Annotated in this window: 19 protein-coding genes; 14 read left to right on the top strand and 5 right to left on the bottom strand. The window is 68.0% G+C overall.

The features are described from left to right. Positions 1-103: 103 nt before the first annotated feature. The 9 genes from atpB (at position 104) to AB0J09_RS19375 (ending at position 7410) form a co-directional block, all read left to right on the top strand. On the top strand, positions 104-808 hold the full coding sequence (gene atpB / locus AB0J09_RS19415) for a F0F1 ATP synthase subunit A (RefSeq protein WP_360692448.1): 705 nt from the start codon (positions 104-106) through the stop codon (positions 806-808). Between the two features lie 73 nt (positions 809-881). Continuing rightward, positions 882-1115 (top strand): ATP synthase F0 subunit C, encoded by a 234-nt coding sequence (atpE, locus tag AB0J09_RS19410; protein WP_036327412.1) that lies wholly within the window; start codon positions 882-884, stop codon positions 1113-1115. Positions 1116-1143: 28 nt separating this feature from the next. Next, a complete protein-coding gene (locus AB0J09_RS19405) occupies positions 1144-1695 on the top strand; it encodes a F0F1 ATP synthase subunit B (protein WP_360692444.1) in 552 nt (183 codons plus the stop codon). Continuing rightward, a complete protein-coding gene (locus AB0J09_RS19400) occupies positions 1695-2504 on the top strand; it encodes a F0F1 ATP synthase subunit delta (protein ID WP_360692441.1) in 810 nt (269 codons plus the stop codon). Before AB0J09_RS19405 ends, AB0J09_RS19400 begins: the two co-directional genes overlap by 1 nt. Before the next feature lie 23 nt (positions 2505-2527). Next, positions 2528-4177, top strand: coding sequence for a F0F1 ATP synthase subunit alpha (atpA, locus tag AB0J09_RS19395; RefSeq protein ID WP_360692438.1), 1650 nt, complete (start codon positions 2528-2530; stop codon positions 4175-4177). 3 nt (positions 4178-4180) lie between these two features. Beyond that, complete coding sequence (locus tag AB0J09_RS19390) at positions 4181-5083, top strand: F0F1 ATP synthase subunit gamma (protein ID WP_360692435.1); 903 nt, start codon at positions 4181-4183, stop codon at positions 5081-5083. Position 5084: 1 nt separating this feature from the next. Continuing rightward, positions 5085-6533, top strand: coding sequence for a F0F1 ATP synthase subunit beta (gene atpD, locus AB0J09_RS19385; protein ID WP_360692432.1), 1449 nt, complete (start codon positions 5085-5087; stop codon positions 6531-6533). A 68-nt stretch (positions 6534-6601) separates the two neighbouring features. Continuing rightward, on the top strand, positions 6602-7003 hold the full coding sequence (locus tag AB0J09_RS19380) for a F0F1 ATP synthase subunit epsilon (protein ID WP_043616272.1): 402 nt from the start codon (positions 6602-6604) through the stop codon (positions 7001-7003). 29 nt (positions 7004-7032) lie between these two features. Further along, on the top strand, positions 7033-7410 hold the full coding sequence (locus AB0J09_RS19375; protein ID WP_360692428.1) for a DUF2550 domain-containing protein: 378 nt from the start codon (positions 7033-7035) through the stop codon (positions 7408-7410). 70 nt (positions 7411-7480) lie between these two features. On the opposite strand, the gene AB0J09_RS19370 is transcribed toward AB0J09_RS19375, so the two are convergent. Next, positions 7481-8071: a cob(I)yrinic acid a,c-diamide adenosyltransferase gene (locus tag AB0J09_RS19370; protein ID WP_360692425.1), complete on the bottom strand. Its 591-nt coding sequence runs from the start codon at positions 8069-8071 to the stop codon at positions 7481-7483. A gap of 127 nt (positions 8072-8198) precedes the next feature. Between AB0J09_RS19370 and AB0J09_RS19365 the strand changes: the two genes are divergently transcribed. The 4 genes from AB0J09_RS19365 (at position 8199) to AB0J09_RS19350 (ending at position 11777) form a co-directional block, all read left to right on the top strand. Next, complete coding sequence (locus tag AB0J09_RS19365) at positions 8199-9098, top strand: ATP-binding cassette domain-containing protein (protein WP_360692422.1); 900 nt, start codon at positions 8199-8201, stop codon at positions 9096-9098. Next, a complete protein-coding gene (locus AB0J09_RS19360; RefSeq protein ID WP_360692419.1) occupies positions 9095-10204 on the top strand; it encodes an ABC transporter permease in 1110 nt (369 codons plus the stop codon). The genes AB0J09_RS19365 and AB0J09_RS19360 overlap by 4 nt, the downstream gene beginning before the upstream one ends. Next, positions 10205-11374: a histidine kinase gene (locus AB0J09_RS19355; protein WP_360692416.1), complete on the top strand. Its 1170-nt coding sequence runs from the start codon at positions 10205-10207 to the stop codon at positions 11372-11374. 85 nt (positions 11375-11459) lie between these two features. Then, entirely contained in the window at positions 11460-11777 is a 318-nt protein-coding gene (locus tag AB0J09_RS19350) for an STAS domain-containing protein (protein ID WP_138720739.1), read from the top strand. Between the two features lie 102 nt (positions 11778-11879). On the opposite strand, the gene AB0J09_RS19345 is transcribed toward AB0J09_RS19350, so the two are convergent. The 4 genes from AB0J09_RS19345 to nucS all read right to left on the bottom strand — a co-directional run bounded on the left by AB0J09_RS19345 (position 11880) and on the right by nucS (position 15465). Beyond that, positions 11880-12422: a TetR/AcrR family transcriptional regulator gene (locus tag AB0J09_RS19345; RefSeq protein WP_360692412.1), complete on the bottom strand. Its 543-nt coding sequence runs from the start codon at positions 12420-12422 to the stop codon at positions 11880-11882. A gap of 144 nt (positions 12423-12566) precedes the next feature. Then, on the bottom strand, positions 12567-14039 hold the full coding sequence (locus tag AB0J09_RS19340) for an aldehyde dehydrogenase family protein (RefSeq protein ID WP_360692409.1): 1473 nt from the start codon (positions 14037-14039) through the stop codon (positions 12567-12569). A 141-nt stretch (positions 14040-14180) separates the two neighbouring features. Next, on the bottom strand, positions 14181-14630 hold the full coding sequence (locus AB0J09_RS19335; protein WP_360692406.1) for a nitroreductase family deazaflavin-dependent oxidoreductase: 450 nt from the start codon (positions 14628-14630) through the stop codon (positions 14181-14183). Between the two features lie 172 nt (positions 14631-14802). Next, on the bottom strand, positions 14803-15465 hold the full coding sequence (gene nucS / locus AB0J09_RS19330; RefSeq protein WP_360692403.1) for an endonuclease NucS: 663 nt from the start codon (positions 15463-15465) through the stop codon (positions 14803-14805). Positions 15466-15501: 36 nt separating this feature from the next. On the opposite strand from nucS, the gene AB0J09_RS19325 reads away from it, so the two are divergent. Further along, a partial coding sequence (locus AB0J09_RS19325; protein WP_360692400.1) for a 3-hydroxyacyl-CoA dehydrogenase family protein occupies positions 15502-16272 on the top strand: 771 nt, incomplete at its 3' end.

The following is a 16272-nucleotide window of genomic DNA, read 5'->3' as shown; positions in this document are numbered from 1 at the left end:
GGAACGCCGCGTGAAGGCGCTGACGGTCCTCGCTCCTCCAAGCGATCAGTTCGGGGCACCGACTCCAGAAGAACTGTTCAATCTCCCCCCCATCGTCCCGGGGGTGGACTGGCTCACCAAGCCGGTTCTTCTCGCGCTCCTGTCCTCGATCGTCGTGATCGGGTTCTGCTGGGCGGCCTTCGCCAATCCCAAGGTCGTGCCCCGGGGTGTCCAGAACGTCGCCGAATACGGCTACATGTTCGTCCGCGACCAGGTCGCCCGGCCCTTCTTGGGCAAGGACGCCGACCGGTGGATGGGCCTGCTGGTGACGCTCTTCTTCACAGTTCTCCTCTGGAACATCATGGGCGTCATCCCGGTGCTCCAGTTCCCGGTGGCCTCGCACATCGCCTTCCCGGCCGTGCTCGCGCTCTCGATCTACGTGCTCAAGGTCTACCTGGGCATGAAGCACCAGGGCGCGCTCGGCTACTTCAAGAACATGATGTTCCCGCCGGGACTGCCCAAGCCGATCTACGTGCTGCTCTCGCCGATCGAGTTCCTGTCGAACCTGATCATCGCGCCCTTCACGCACGCGGTCCGACTCTTCGCCAACATGTTCGCCGGCCACATGCTGCTGGCCTTCTTCAGCATGGTCGGCTTCTGGTTCCTCTTCGAGAAGCTGACGCCGCTCGGCGCCGGGGTGGGCGTGATCGGCGTGATCATGACCATCATCCTCACGGGCTTCGAGATGTTCATCCAGTTCCTGCAAGCGTTCCTGTTCGCGATGCTGGCCGCCATGTACATCGGCGGCTCGCTGCACCCAGAGCACTGAGAACCCACATACCGGAATATCCATGACCGGTGAGAATCCGCTTCACCGGCCGTCCAGTAAAGGAATAACAGTAATGAGCGTTCTCGCTGAGGTCTCCGGCAACGTCACCGCCATCGGTTACGGTCTCGCCGCCATCGGCCCCGGCATCGGCGTCGGCATCATCTTCGGTCAGGGCGTGCAGGCCATCGCCCGCCAGCCGGAGGCGTACGGCCTGATCCGCCAGAACATGCTCCTCGGCTTCGTCCTCACCGAGGCCCTCGCCCTGATCGGCCTGGTCGCGCCGTTCATCTTCCAGGGCATCAAGTAACGCGCCCTTCTGACGAAAGGCTGCACTCATGACGTACAAGGCAGCTACGATCCTCGCCGAGGAGGGGGCCGCCAACCCTCTCATCCCGCATGCCTACGAGCTCGTCGTCGGTATCTTCTCGTTCTTCGTCGTCCTCTTCGTCGTCGGCAAGATCCTCATGCCGCGCATCCAGAAGACGTTGGCTGAGCGGACCGACGCGATCGAGGGTGGCATCAAGAGGGCCGAGGAGGCCCAGGCCGAGGCGCAGGCCCTGCAGCAGCAGTACCGCGACCAGCTGGCCGAGGCCAGGCACGAGGCGGCCAGGCTGCGCGAGGAGGCTCGCGAGCAGGCCGCGCAGATCAAGGCCGAGCTCCGCGAGGAGGCGCAGGCCGAGGCCCGCCGTCTCGTCGAGGCGGCCCACACGCAGATCGAGGCGGACCGCCAGGCCGCCTTCGCCCAGCTCCGCACCGAGATCGGTCGCCTGTCGACCGATCTGGCCGGCCGCATCGTCGGCGAGTCCCTCGAGGACGAGGTCCGGCAGAGCCGCATCGTCGACCGGTTCCTCGACGAGCTCGAGTCCTCGCCGCAGGCGGTGCGCTGATGCGCGGTTTGAGCAGGACGTCGCTGGCCGAGGTCGAGGAGCGGTTCAACGCGGTCGCAGGCAGTGCCGACCTCGGTACGCTCTCCGACGAGCTGTTCGCGGTCGCCGATCTGCTCGACCGCGAGCACGGCCTGCGCCGTGCCCTCTCCGACCCGGCCAGGTCCGGGGAGCAGAAGGCGGCCACCGTGCACGCGCTGCTCGAGGGCAAGGTCAGCGAGGCGGCCCTCGCCACCACCGAGGGCGCGGTCGCGGCCAGGTGGTCGCGCACCGGTGACCTGGCCGACGTGCTCGAACGGCTCGGCGTCGTCGCCGCGGCCGCGGAGGCAGAGGGCCAGTCCAGGCTGGACGATGTGGAGGACGAGCTCTTCCGCTTCGGCCGCATCGTCGCCGCCAACCCCGACCTGCGTCGCGCGCTCGCCGACCAGGCCGCACCCGCGCCGGGCAAGGAGCAGTTGCTGCGCGACCTGCTCGGCGGCAAGGTCGCGCCGACCACCCTGCGCCTGATTACGCAGGTCGCGGTGCATCCGCGTGGGCGTAGCCTGGAAGCAGGGCTGGAGGAGGTCGGCTACCTCGTGGCCGCGCAGCGCCAGCGCCTCGTGGCGGTGGTGCGCAGCGCGGTCGAGCTGACCGAGGGGCAGAAGCAGCGCCTGGCGGCGTGGCTGAGCGCCTCCTACGGCCGCGACGTGCACCTGAACGTCGAGGTGGACAAGCGAGTGCTCGGTGGGTTCTCGGTCCGCATCGGCGACGAGATCATCGACACCACCATTGTGGGACGAATCGAAGAAGTCCGCCGCCGGTTGGCCGGCTAGGCGAATAGGGAGACAGAGTAGAGATGGCGGAGCTTACGATCCGGCCGGACGAGATCCGGGACGCGCTTGAGCGCTTCGTCCAGGCGTACGAACCGGAAGGCGCCGCGCGCGAGGAGATCGGGACCGTCGTCGACGCCGGCGACGGCATCGCCCATGTCTCCGGCCTTCCCTCGGCGATGGCGAACGAGCTGCTCGAGTTCGAGGGCGGCACGCGCGGCCTGGCACTTAACCTCGACACCCGCGAGATCGGTGCCGTGATCCTGGGTGAGTTCAGCGGCATCGAAGAGGGCCAGACGGTCCGCAGGACCGGCGAGGTCCTGTCCGTGCCCGTCGGCGACAACTTCCTCGGCCGCGTGGTCGACCCCCTGGGCAACCCGCTCGACGGCAAGGGTGCCATCGAGGCCGAGGCCATTCGCGCCCTCGAGCTGCAGGCCCCCACCGTCGTCCAGCGGCAGCCCGTCAAGGAGTCGCTGGCCACCGGCATCAAGGCGATCGACGCCATGACCGCGATCGGCCGTGGTCAGCGCCAGCTGATCATCGGTGACCGTGGCACCGGCAAGACCGCGATCGCCGTCGACACGATCCTCAACCAGCGAGAGAACTGGGCCTCTGGTGACCCCACCAAGCAGGTCCGCTGCGTCTACGTCGCGGTCGGCCAGAAGGGCTCGACCATCGCGCAGGTGCGCGCTCGCCTGGAGGAGGCCGGCGCGATGGAGTACACCACCATCGTCGCCGCCCCCGCCTCCGACCCCGCTGGTTACAAGTACATCGCGCCCTACGCCGGCTCGGCGATCGGTCAGCACTGGATGTATCAGGGCAAGCACGTCCTGATCGTCTTCGACGACCTGACCAAGCAGGCGGACGCGTACCGCGCCGTCTCCCTGCTGCTGCGCCGCCCGCCGGGCCGTGAGGCCTTCCCCGGCGACGTCTTCTACCTCCACTCCCGTCTGCTGGAGCGCTGCGCCAAGCTCTCCGACGACATGGGCAGTGGCTCGATGACCGGCCTGCCGATCATCGAGACCAAGGGCAACGACGTCTCGGCCTTCATCCCGACCAACGTCATCTCCATCACCGACGGCCAGGTCTTCCTCGAGACCGACCTGTTCAACGCCGGTGTGCGGCCCGCCATCAACGTCGGCGTCTCGGTGTCCCGAGTCGGTGGCTCCGCGCAGGCCAAGGCCATGCGGAAGGTCGCGGGCACGCTGCGTCTGTCGCTGTCGCAGTACCGTGACCTGGAGGCCTTCGCGGCCTTCGCCTCCGACCTGGACGCCGCGTCCAAGGCCCAGCTCGAGCGCGGCCAGCGGCTCGTCGAGCTGCTCAAGCAGCCCCAGTACAGCCCGTTCTCGCTGGAGCGCGAGGTGGCCTCGATCTGGGCGGGCACCACGGGTGAGCTGGACGACGTGCCGATCGAGGACGTCCGCCGCTTCGAGTCGGAGTTCCTGGACTACATCCAGGCCTCGCACAAGGGGATCTTCGACACCGTTCGCGAGACCAGGGACCTTTCGGACGACACGGTGACCGCTCTGAAGGACGCCATCACGGAGTTCAAGAAGGGCTTCACCACGTCGTCGGGCGAGCTGCTGGTCAAGGACGAGCCGGTGGCCCCGCTGGAGGCCCAGGAGGTCGGCCAGGAGAAGATCAAGAAGGTCGTCCGTCCGGCGGCGGAGAAGTAGGTCATGGGAGCCCAGCTCAGGCTGCTGCGGCGGCGGATCAACTCGGTCAAGTCGACCGCGAAGATCACGCGCGCCCAGGAGCTCATCGCCTCTTCACGGATCGTGAGGGCGCAGCAGCGGATGCAGGCGGCGCTGCCTTACGAGCGTGAGATCACTCGCGCCGTCACAGGCGTCGTCAGCAACGCGGCGAGCGTCGACCATCCGCTGACGGTGGCGAAGGAGAACCCCGCCAAGGCGGGCGTGCTCATCGTCACCAGCGACAGTGGGTTCTGCGGCGGCTTCAACGCCAACGCGCTGCGCGAGGCCGAGGCCCTGCGCGGGCTGCTGGAGCAGCGCGGACTGACCGTGGTGCCGTTCGTCACCGGGCGCAAGGGTGTCACCTGGCACAGCTTCCGCCACCGCGAGATGGGCGGCCAGTGGGTCGGCTTCTCCAGGAAGCCGGCCTACGCCGACGCCAAGGAGATCGCGCAGACGCTGATCGACTCGTTCAAGGACGAGAACGGGATCGACGAGATCCACATCGTCTCGACCGAGTTCGTCTCGATGCTGACCCAGAACGTCGTGGTCAAGCGGATCCTCCCGCTGGAGGTCGAGGAGACCGAGGCGACGGAGGCCACCGCGATCCCGCCGTACTTCGAGTTCGAGCCGACGGCCGGCGACGTGCTGGAGTCGCTGCTGCCGCGTTACGTGGAGTCGCGCATCTTCACGGCGCTGCTGCAGTCCGCGGCCTCGGAGGAGGCCGCGCGGCGGCGCGCGATGAAGTCCGCGACCGACAACGCCAACGAGCTGATGCGGTTGCTGACCCAGGAGATGAACCAGGCTCGCCAGGCCGAGATCACCCAGGAAATCAGCGAGATCGTCGGTGGCGCCAACGCGCTCGCTGACGCCGCAGCGGGGAAAGAGTGAAATGACTGCAGAGGCTGTTGAAAACGTAGAGGCCGCGGCGGCCGGCACGGGCCGCGTGGCTCGTGTCACCGGCGCCGTCGTCGACGTGGAGTTCCCCGTCGAGGCGATGCCCGCGATCTATAACGCTCTCAAGGTCGAGGTGACCCTCGGCGGCGAGAACAAGACCCTGACCCTCGAGGTCGCCCAGCACCTGGGCGACAACCTGGTCCGGACCATCTCGATGCAGCCCACCGACGGCCTGGTCCGCGGCCAGGCGGTCGAGGACACCGGCGGCCCGATCTCGGTGCCGGTCGGCGACGTGGTCAAGGGTCACGTGTGGAACGCGCTGGGCGAGACGCTCGACGTGCCGACCTCCTCGCTCAAGATTTCCGAGCGGTGGGGCATCCACCGGCCGTCGCCGGCGTTCGACCAGCTCGAGTCCCGCACCGAGCTGCTCGTCACGGGCATCAAGGTCATCGACCTGCTCACGCCGTACGTGCAGGGTGGGAAGATCGGCCTGTTCGGCGGCGCCGGCGTGGGCAAGACCGTTCTGATCCAGGAGATGATCCGCCGGGTCGCCCGCAACTTCGGTGGCACCTCGTGCTTCGCCGGTGTGGGCGAGCGCACCCGTGAGGGCAACGACCTCTGGCTGGAGATGGAGGAGGCGGACGTCCTCAAGGACACCGCGCTCGTCTTCGGCCAGATGGACGAGCCGCCGGGCACCCGTCTGCGGGTCGCCCTGTCGGCGCTGACCATGGCGGAGTACTTCCGCGATGTGCAGAAGCAGGACGTGCTGCTGTTCATCGACAACATCTTCCGCTTCACGCAGGCCGGTTCCGAGGTCTCCACGCTGCTCGGCCGCATGCCGTCCGCCGTGGGTTACCAGCCCACGCTGGCCGACGAGATGGGTGTGCTCCAGGAGCGCATCACCTCGACGCGTGGTCACTCGATCACCTCCATGCAGGCGATCTACGTGCCCGCGGACGACATCACCGACCCGGCGCCGCACAACGCGTTCGCGCACCTCGACGCGCAGACCGTTCTTTCGCGGCCGATCTCGGAGAAGGGCATCTACCCGGCGGTGGACCCGCTCGACTCCACCTCCCGGATCCTCGACCCGCAGATCGTGGGCGAGGAGCACTACCGGGTGGCTCAGGAGACCAAGCGGATCCTGCAGAAGTACCGCGAGCTCCAGGACATCATCGCGATCCTCGGTATCGACGAGCTGTCCGAGGAGGACAAGGTCACCGTCCAGCGGGCCCGCCGCATCGAGCGCTTCCTGTCGCACCCGATGTACGCCGCCGAGGCGTTCACCGGCCAGCCGGGCGAGACCGTCCCGCTGGACGAGACCATCGCCTCCTTCAAGGGCCTGTGCGCGGGTGAGTACGACCACCTGCCTGAGCAGGCGTTCTTCATGGTCGGTGGCATCGAGCAGGCTGTGGCCAAGGCCAAGGACCTCGAGCGCCGGTAAGTCGCCCTAGGGTGGTGGTGCGGTGACGCAAGCCGTGCCACCACCAGATCGGAAAGGAACCTACAAAAGTGGCGAAGCTACGAGTAGGGGTTGTCTCACCAGAGCGTGAGATCTGGTCGGGCGAGGCCGACATGGTGATTGCCAAGACCGTGGACGGCGAGATCGGTATTATGCCGCAACACGCACCTGTGCTCGGCGTTCTCGTCGAGGGCGGCGTGCTGCGCGTGAAGCGGGAGGGCGAGGGCGACCTCGTGGCTGCGGTGCACGGCGGTTTCATCTCCGTGGCCGACGACGAGGTCTCCGTGCTCGCCGAGGTGGCCGAGCTCGGTTCCGAGGTCGACGTCGCGGCTGCCCGTGACGCTCTCGACCGGGCGCAGGCCTCGATCGAGGCCAACCAGGAAGACGCCGACGCGGCAATCGAGGCCAAGCGTGCCAGGGCTCGGCTCCGCGCGGCGGGCGAAGAGGTTTAATAATTACAAGCGGGGCTCTGGGGGGCGGCATGGTGGCGACGGTTCTGATTCTCGTAGCTTTTGCCGCCCTCATAGTCCTGCGAGGCATCACGCTGGCCCGCTCGCGCGGGAGCGTACCGTGTCGCCTGCGTGTGGGCGACCGCGGCTGGCAGAGCGGGGTAGCCCGCTACGCCGACGGGGAGCTCCACTGGATTCCGCTCTTGGGCGTCCGACTGAGGCCGCGCCACGCGATCGCGAGGCGCGGCCTCGTCATTTCCGCCCGCCGTGAGATCGACGGCGGGCTTTTCGCTGTCGACTGCGGCGGGACGACCCGCGGGATCTCCCTCGCGATGAGCGCCGACGCCTTGACCGGCTTCCTGGCGTGGCTGGAGTCCGCGCCGCCCAGCGCCTACCTGGACGTCGCCTAGCAGCGGGTGCGGCCCGGCGCCTACGTGGACGTCGCCTCGCGAGTGCCGCCCGGCTCCGGCCGGAGGTCGCTCAGCGGGTGCCGCCCGGTTTCCAGAGGATCTCGTTGCCCCCGTGGGCGACCCGGCAGGCGATGAAGAGCAGGTCCGACAGGCGGTTGAGATATTTCGCCGTCAGCGCGTTCATGTCGTCGTGGGCCTGCAGGGCCGCCCACGTGGTGCGTTCCGCCCTGCGGACCGTCACCCTGGCCACGTGGAGCGCGGCCGTGGCGGGGTCGCCGCCGGGGAGCACGAAGCTGCGCAGGGGCTTGAGCTCGGCGTTGAAGCGGTCGCACTGCTCTTCCAGCCGGTCGATGTACGACTGCTCCACCCGCAGCGGCGGGAACTCCGGGTTCTCCACGACCGGCGTGGCCAGGTCGGCCCCCACGTCGAACAGCTCGTTCTGGATCCGGACCAGGACCTCCACGAGGTCCGCGGGCAGCGTGCCGTGCGAGAGCGCGAGCCCCAGGTGGGCGTTGGCCTCCTCGACGTCGGCGTAGGCGGCCAGCCGGGGATCGGTCTTGGACGCCCTGCTCATGTCGCTCAGCGCGGTGGTGCCGTCGTCGCCCGCGCGGGTGTAGATCCGGGAGAGGACGACCGGCTTGTCCTTGTCGGCGCGCGTCATGGCATCAGCGTAATGACAAATGTCATCAGAAAGGGACGCGGGATCCATACTAGGGCCGTGATTTCCGCGACTAGCAGGGCGAACGCCGCCGACGACACGATTGACCCATGACAAAGGAGATGACCTGATGCTCGAGATCAGCGAGCTGCGTAAGCGCTTCGGAGGTGGGCCCGGCGCCCCCGAAGGCAAGGTCGCCCTGGACGGGATCAGCTTTTCAGTACGGCCCGGCGAGATGTTCGGGTTCGTGGGCGCGAACGGCGCCGGCAAGACGACGACCATGCGCATCGTCATGGGGGTGCTCCAGGCCGACTCCGGCTCGGTGAGCTGGCAGGGCAGGCCGCTCGGCTACGACGACCGGCGGCGCTTCGGCTACATGCCAGAGGAGCGAGGGCTTTATCAGAAGATGCGCGTCGCCGAGCAGATCGAATATTTCGGCCGCCTGCACGGGCTCAGCCCCGCTGCCGCGAAGAAGGCCACGGACGAGCTGCTGGAGCGGCTCGGGCTGACCGAGCGCAGGGGCGACGCCGTGCAGGCGCTCTCGCTGGGCAACCAGCAGCGCGTGCAGCTGGCCGTGGCGCTGGTGCACGAGCCGGAGGTGCTGGTGCTGGACGAGCCGTTCTCCGGGCTCGATCCGATCGCGGTGGACGCGCTGGCCACGGCTCTGCAGGAGCGGTGCAGGGGCGGCGTGCCGGTGATCTTCTCCAGCCATCAGCTGGAGCTGGTCGAGCGGCTGTGCGACTCGGTGGGCATCGTCTCGGCGGGCCGGATGGTGGCCACGGGCACGGTGGCCGACCTGCGGGCGGCCGAGGGCAACACGCTGCGCGTCGTCGTACGCGACCCGGCCCCCGGCTGGGCTGACGGCCTGCCCGGCACGGTCACCGTGAATGGCGACAGGCACGTCCTGCGTACCGACGACGGCGGGGACGACCAGGAGATCCTGCGGCGCGCCGCGAAGGCAGGGCACGTTGAGCACTTCGGGGTCGAGCGGCCGACCCTCACCGAGATCTTCAAGGAGGCCGTGGCGTGAACGGGCTGATGCTGGTCGCCCGCCGGGAGATCACCACGCAGGTGCGGACCAAGGGGTTCGCGATCGGTCTGATCATCACAGCCTTGCTGGTGGCGGCGGTGTCCTTCGCGCCCAAGGTGATGGGCGGGCCGGACTCGTACACGCTGGGCACCGTCAACTCCCAGCAGCTGCCGCTGCAGGCCGCCGCGCCGGACGCGAAGGTCGAGTGGCGCGGCTTCCCCGACGAGGCCGCCGCCAAGAGGGCCGTGCTCGACGGGGACGTGGACGCGGTGCTGGTCGACGGCACGAGGGTGCTGACGGACGGTGAGATCGACAGCCAGCTCGGCGTGCTGCTGCAGAGCGTCAACCGCGAGGTGAGGCTCGGCGCCGCCGGCGTGTCGATCCCGCCGCTGAAGATGGAGTCCGTGGGCGCCGACACGCGTTACGAGGCGGCCCGCGCCGGGATCGCGGTGGTGCTCGTCCTGGTGCTCTTCATGCTTCTCATGGGCCAGGTCATGATGGTGGCCATGGGCGTGGTGGAGGAGAAGGGGAGCCGGATCGTGGAGATCCTGCTCTCGACGCTGCGGCCGTGGCAGCTGCTCGGCGGCAAGATCATCGGGCTGGGCGTGGTCGGCCTGATCAACCTGGTCACGATCCTGTTCGTCGGGTTCGTCTCGGCCTCGGCCTCCGGACTCGCCTCCGACTTCCCGCCCGGGATCCCGGGGGTGCTGGCCGGGGTGCTGGTGTGGTTCATTCTCGGGTACGCGTTCTTCGCCACGCTGGCGGCCGCGCTCGCCTCGCTGGTCTCGCGCCAGGAGGAGGTGAGCACCGTGATGACGCCGCTGACCATGGTCATCATGCTCACGTACCTCGTGGCCTTCTACGCGACCGATGACCCGACCGGCACGCTGGCCACGGTCGTGTCGTACGTGCCGCCGTTCTCCTCCATGGTCATGCCGGTGCGGATGGCCGCGACCGAGGTGCCCCTGTGGCAGGCGGGACTGTCGATGGCGGCCATGGCGCTGGCCGTGCTCGCGGTGCTGGGCTTCGGCGCCAAGATCTACCAGCGGGCCGTGCTGCGGACCGGGGCCAGGCTCAAGCTCGGCGACGTGCTGCGCGCGGGCTAGATGGACGAGATCACGCGGGCACGCCGCCTCACCTGGAAGGTGCTGATCTCGAACTTCGTCGTGATGTGGTTACTCATCGCGATGGCGACCGCGATCATGTTCGTCGAGGGAAGGTTTCAGTGGTGGCGTGCTGTGCCCGCGCTGATCGCCGCGATCTGCTTCACGTGGTACTGCTCGCGCATACTCAACGAGATACTGGACCACCGCCGCTATCCCACCAGGCAGGTGGTGGTGGCGGCGGTTCTCGCGCTGGTCACGGCGGTCCTGGGCGGGGCCGACCCGTTCGGCTGGGGTTTCGTGCTCATGTGCTGGTTGGGCGTCGCCACGCTCGAGATCCCCAGACGCAGGTCCTGGTCGATGGCGGCGGGCGCGTGGGCGGCCGGCGTCGCGCTCGGCGGCCTGGCTCTCGCGACCGGCACGCCCATCATGGGCATGGACCTGCCCGTGGGCGTTGGCCTCGCTTTCTACACGCTGACCTACGGGATCTGGTGCGCGATAGTGCCGCCGTCCAACAGGGTCTGGGTGTGGATCTGGTCGCTCGCCGTACAGGCTCATGAGGGGCGGGAGGCGCACACGCGGTTGGCGCTGGCCGAGGAGCGGCTGCGCTTCGCCAGGGACCTGCACGACCTCGTGGGGCACCAGCTCTCCGCCATCGCGGTCAAGACCGAGCTGGCCGTACGGCTGTCGGACGTGGACACGGGGGCGGCCAAGGCCGAGATGGCCGAGGTGAACGCGCTGACCAGGAAGGCGCTCAAGGAGCTGCGGCAGGCCGTGCGCGGCTACCGCGAGCTTGACTTGGCAGCTGAGCTGAATAGCGTGAAGGGAGTGCTCGAAGCGGCGGGCGTCCGCTGCGAGCTGCGCATACCCTATGGCGAGCTGCCTGACGAGGTGGCGCCGGCGTTCGCCTACGCGGTTCGCGAGGCGGTGACCAACGTGCTCAAGCACAGCACCGCGACGTTCTGCGACATCACGATCCGCTTCACCCCGCAGGAGGCGGAGCTGAGCGTACGCAACGACGGCGTGGCGCGGAGGCAGGCCGCGGATCTGGGGAGCGGGCTGACGGGCATGGGGGAGCGTATGGCCGCCGTGGGCGGCAAGGTGAGCGCCCACCCTACGGAAGACGGAGAGTTCCTGCTGAAAGCAGTCGTGTCAATTCCGATAGGTGGGTAGGGGAGACAAGACTGCACAGGGTTCAGCTCGATGAGAGCCCTGCGCATGGCAGTGACTACGCTGCGTATCTGACTGAGGAGGTGGCATGCGAGTCCGGGGCAATCCACGTGCCCAGGTGGTACGGATCGGTGCCAGGCTCGACGCCGGCACCTCCGCTGGGGTGCGGGAGCGGCTGCACAAGGCTCTCGACTCCGGCGAAGGTGACCTGATCCTGGATCTCTCCAAACTGGAGATGATCGACGCGACCGGTCTCGGGGTGCTGGTGGGCTCGCATAGGCGCGCGCTGAGCGTGCAACGCCGCCTCGTTCTTCGGGGGGTGCCACCGAGGATCATGCGGATCCTGGCGGTGACCCGGCTGAATCGGGTCCTGCATGTAGAGGTTCCGGCTGCCGCGGTGGCCTGATGTGACATATCGGAGCGGGCGACGATCAGCCGTTGCCCGCTCTTTCTTGGGTTAGCCAGAATGCAGTTTTCGGGCTGACCGCTGGAAATGGTTCTCGAATACTCAGGGTGTGCCGAGGCTCTGGGCGAAGATGTGCACCGCGACGTCGACGAGTTCGTCGATCGGCGGTTGCTCGTCCGCGTGCAGCCATTCGATGAGCAACTCTTGTAGCGCTCCAACTACACCGAGTGCCACCAGTCGCCGATTCAACCTGGTGGTCTGTGCGAAATCGGCGGACGCCTCCTCGATGAGCCGCGCGAACGAGTCCACCGAGCGCTGACGGGACTGTGTCAGGACATCTCCCGAGCGGCGTACCTCGACGTGCATGATGCGGGCGCGCCGCCAATCCGCCGTAGTGAACTCGATATAGGCTTGAATCCCGGCCTTGACTCTGTCGTCAAGTGTCTTCGGCGCCTCCTGGACGGCTTTGGTCACGACCGCGAGGCTTTCGTCGACGCAGCGCTCGTGTAACGCCTGAAGGAGCTCCTCGCGCCCGCCGAAACATTCGTAGAAGGCGCGGTTGGAGATCCTCGCCTCCGAGCACAGCCTTTCGATGGTCGTCGCCGTGAACCCCGGCTTGGCGTATAGCGTGTACGCGGCCGTCATCAGCCGCTCGCGTCTGTCTGCCAGTCTTTGCTCAGCTGACATTCCCCGGTAAGACCGGTTCACATTCCACCCGTCCAACATGATCGTGGCCCCCAGAGCACACAATTATGGACGGATGATCCGTTTTGGGAAAGGGTAAGAAGATTAACTTTTACGTCGGCCGTGCAAGAACGTGACAAGCCTGATCAGCCGCTCAAGTTCGGCGGGCCCCCGGGTGAACGATGTCAGGTTCATCCCGGGCATCGCGAAGCGCTGACGGGAGATGGCTTTGGGCCTGGCGAACTCGCGTAGACCGTCGGCTCCGTGTATCCGCCCGAACCCCGAATCGCCCACCCCGCCGAACGGCAGCGCCGGCACGCCGGCGAACGAGATGACCGAGTTGATGGCGGTCATTCCGGTACGCATCATGCGGGCGAGCTCCATGGCCCTGCGCGTGTTCCCGGAGAAGATGGTCCCGCCCAAGCCGTACGCGGAGGCGTTGGCCAGCTCCAGGGCCTCCTGGGCGTCGCGGGTGCGGCGGACGGTGATGGTCGGGCCGAACGTCTCCTCGCGCACCGCGGGGGAGTCCTCCGGCACGTCCTCGACGATCACGGGGTCCACGTACGGGGCGCGTACGGATCCAGGCCCACCGGTCACGACTTTTCCGGATTTGGCGGCGTCATCGATGTGCCGCTTGATGATGTCCACCTGCCCCGGCATCGTGATCGGCCCGTAGTCCTCGCCTGCCTTCACCTTTGTCGCCCGGTCGGACAGCTCGCGCATGAAACTGTCATAGACGGCGTCGACGACGTAGACGCGCTCGACGCCCACGCAGGTCTGGCCCGCGTTGGACATCGCGCCCCACAGGCAGGCGTCGGCGGCCTTCTCGAGGTCGGCGTCGGCGTCCACGATGAACGCGTCCTTGCCGCCGCACTCGGCCACGATGGGCGTGAGGTTCTCGGAGCAGGCGGCCATGACGCGCTTGGCCGTGGCGGTGGACCCGGTGAACGCCACCTTCTTGACCCTCGGATCGCCGGCCAGCGCCGCCCCGGTCTCGCCCAGCCCTGTCACGGCCTGGAACACGGGCTGTTCGGGCACCGCCTCGGCGAACAGCTCGGCGAGGCGCACACCGATGCCCGGGGTGAGCTCGCTGGGCTTGAACACGACGGCGTTGCCGGCCGCCAGCGCGTAGGCGATGGAGCCCATCGGGGTGAAGACCGGGTAGTTCCACGGGCCGATCACTCCGACCACGCCGAGAGGGAGGTATTCGAGCGTGGCGGCCAGGTTGAGGCCGATCATGCCGGTGTTGACGCGTCGGCGGCCCAGGACTTTGCGCGCGTTGCGTGCGGCCCAGTCGAGGTGGGTGATGGCCAGCACGATCTCCAGCGTGGCGTCACCCACCGGCTTGCCGGTTTCCTCATGGACCAGCCGGGCGAGGTCCCTGAGGTTCTGGGTGATGACCGCCTTGTAGTCCAGCAGCCGCTTCTTCCGCTCAGCCGGCCCGACGGCGGCCCACCACCCGGCCGCCTCCTCCGCCCGCCCGACGGCCTCGTGGACGGCGTCGGGGGTGTGCTTGGGGTGACTGCCGACGATCTCGCCGGTCGCCGGGTTGAGTGAGTCGAACGTCAGCGTCCTCATGGCGCCACGATAATCCGGTAAGCCACCCCTTACTAGGCCAAACGCCACCACCCAGGCCTTACGCCCACCTGACCGTCTGCGGCGCGTGACGCGTGTGGTGCTCGTGACGCGGTGCTCATGCGTTCCGGTCTCAGTAGCCGATCAGCTCCCGGCCGCCGCCTCCAGCACGAAGACGGGGATCACCCGATCGGTCTTCTCCTGGTATTCGGCGTACGGCGGATACGCGGCGACCGCGCGCTCCCACCACTCGGCCTTCTCGTCCCCGGTGATCTCACGGGCCGTCATGTCCAGGCGTACGGGCCCGTCCTGGAGTTCCACGTGTGGGTCGGCCTTGATGTTGAAGTACCAGACCGGGTGACTCGGGAAACCGCCCTTCGAGGCCACGGCCGCGTACCGTCCCTCGTGCTCCACGCGCATCAGCGGGATCTTGCGGATCTTGCCGCTCTTCGCGCCGCGCGTCGTGATTATGACGACGGGCAGTCCCGTGTCCCAGAGCGTTGTCCCCTGCGTGCCGTCCGAGCTCTCGTACAGCTCGACCTGTTCGCGCACCCACTGCGCCGGACTCGGCTCGTACTCGCCCTCAAGAGGCATCGCGTCCGTCCCATCGTCGCCTACGGATGATGTTGCGCAGTTCGACACAGCCACCGCGCGGATTCATCCTCACCACACTGCCGGCAAGCGTCCCGCCCGGCAGGCCCACCAGATGATCACCACCCAAGACACCTCCTGGTGGCGTGGAAGGGTGTGGCGCAGCCGTGACAGATCAGAAAAGAGTGGGGTTCTCGGGTTCGATGCCGCGCAGAGCGTCGTAGTCCAAGGTGACGCAGTCGATGCCGCGATCCGTGGCAAGGACCCGCGCCTGGGGTTTGATCTCCTGGGCGGCGAAGACGCCGCGCACGGGTGTCAGCAGCGGGTCGCGATTGAGCAGCTCAAGATAGCGAGTCAGCTGCTCGACCCCGTCGATCTCCCCCCGCCGCTTGATCTCCACCGCCACCGTCGCCCCCACCGCGTCCCGGCACAGGATGTCCACCGGCCCGATCGCCGTCATGTACTCCCGCCGGATCAGCGAATAGCCGTCCCCCAGCGTCGTGATGTGCTCGGCGAGCAGCTCCTGCAGATGGGCCTCCACCCCGTCCTTGATCAGCCCAGGGTCGACGCCGAGCTCGTGGCTGGAGTCGTGGAGGATCTCGGCCATCGTCAGGACCAGCTTCTCGCCGGTCTTGCCGTGGGTGACCGTCCAGGTCTCGCCGTCCTCCTTGAGCTTGCACGGCGGGTTCATCCAGTTGAGCGGCTTGAAGGCGCGGTCGTCGGCGTGAATGCTCACGCTCCCGTCCGCCTTGATCAGTACAAGCCTGGGGGCCATCGGCAGGTGCGCCGTGAGCCGTCCTATGTAATCCACGCTGCATCGCGCGATGACCAGCCGCATGACGCTCCACCTTAGCGGCTCTGGAAAACTGGACGCATGGCGTTCGAACGGGTGGGAGTGGTCGGGCTCGGCACGATGGGGGCCGGGATCGCCGAGGTGTTCGCGCGGGCCGGGCTGCGGGTGATCGGGGTCGAGGCCGACGCCGAGGCGCTGGCCAGGGGGCGCGGGCATCTCGAGCGTTCCACCGGGAAGGCCGTCGACAGGGGGAAGCTGGCGCCGGGGCAGCGGGACGAGATCCTGGGCCGCATCACGCTGACCACCTCGCGCGAGGACCTGCGGGACGTCGACCTGGTGGTCGAGGCGATTCCCGAGATCCTCGATTACAAGATCTCGCTGTTCAAGGACCTCGACCGGATCTGCGAGCCCGAGACCGTGCTGGCCACCAACACCTCCTCCCTGTCCGTCACCGCCATCGCCGCCGCCACCGGCCGCCCCGACCGGGTGGTCGGCATGCACTTCTTCAACCCCGCGCCGGTGATGAGGCTGGTCGAGGTCGTGGGGACGGTGGTGACCGCGCCCGGGGTGGTGTCGGACATCACGGCGCTGGCGGGCAGACTGGGCAAGACGGCCGTGGCGGTGGGCGACCGGGCCGGGTTCGTGGTCAACCGGCTGCTCCTGCCCTATCTGAACCAGGCCGCCGTGCTCATGGAGCTGGGCGTGGCCGGGCGCGACGACATAGACGCCGCGATGCGGCTGGGCGTGGGGCTGCCCATGGGGCCGTTCGCGCTGCTCGACCTGATCGGGCTCGACACCGCGTACGAGGTGATGGGGGTGCTGTTCGACGAGACGCGCGACCGGCGGCACGCG

Source organism: Nonomuraea sp. NPDC049784, from assembly GCF_040659615.1.
GTDB lineage: Bacteria > Actinomycetota > Actinomycetes > Streptosporangiales > Streptosporangiaceae > Nonomuraea.
The sequence above is the reverse complement of the archived record's forward strand: the minus strand, read 5'-3'. Positions and strand labels throughout refer to the sequence as shown.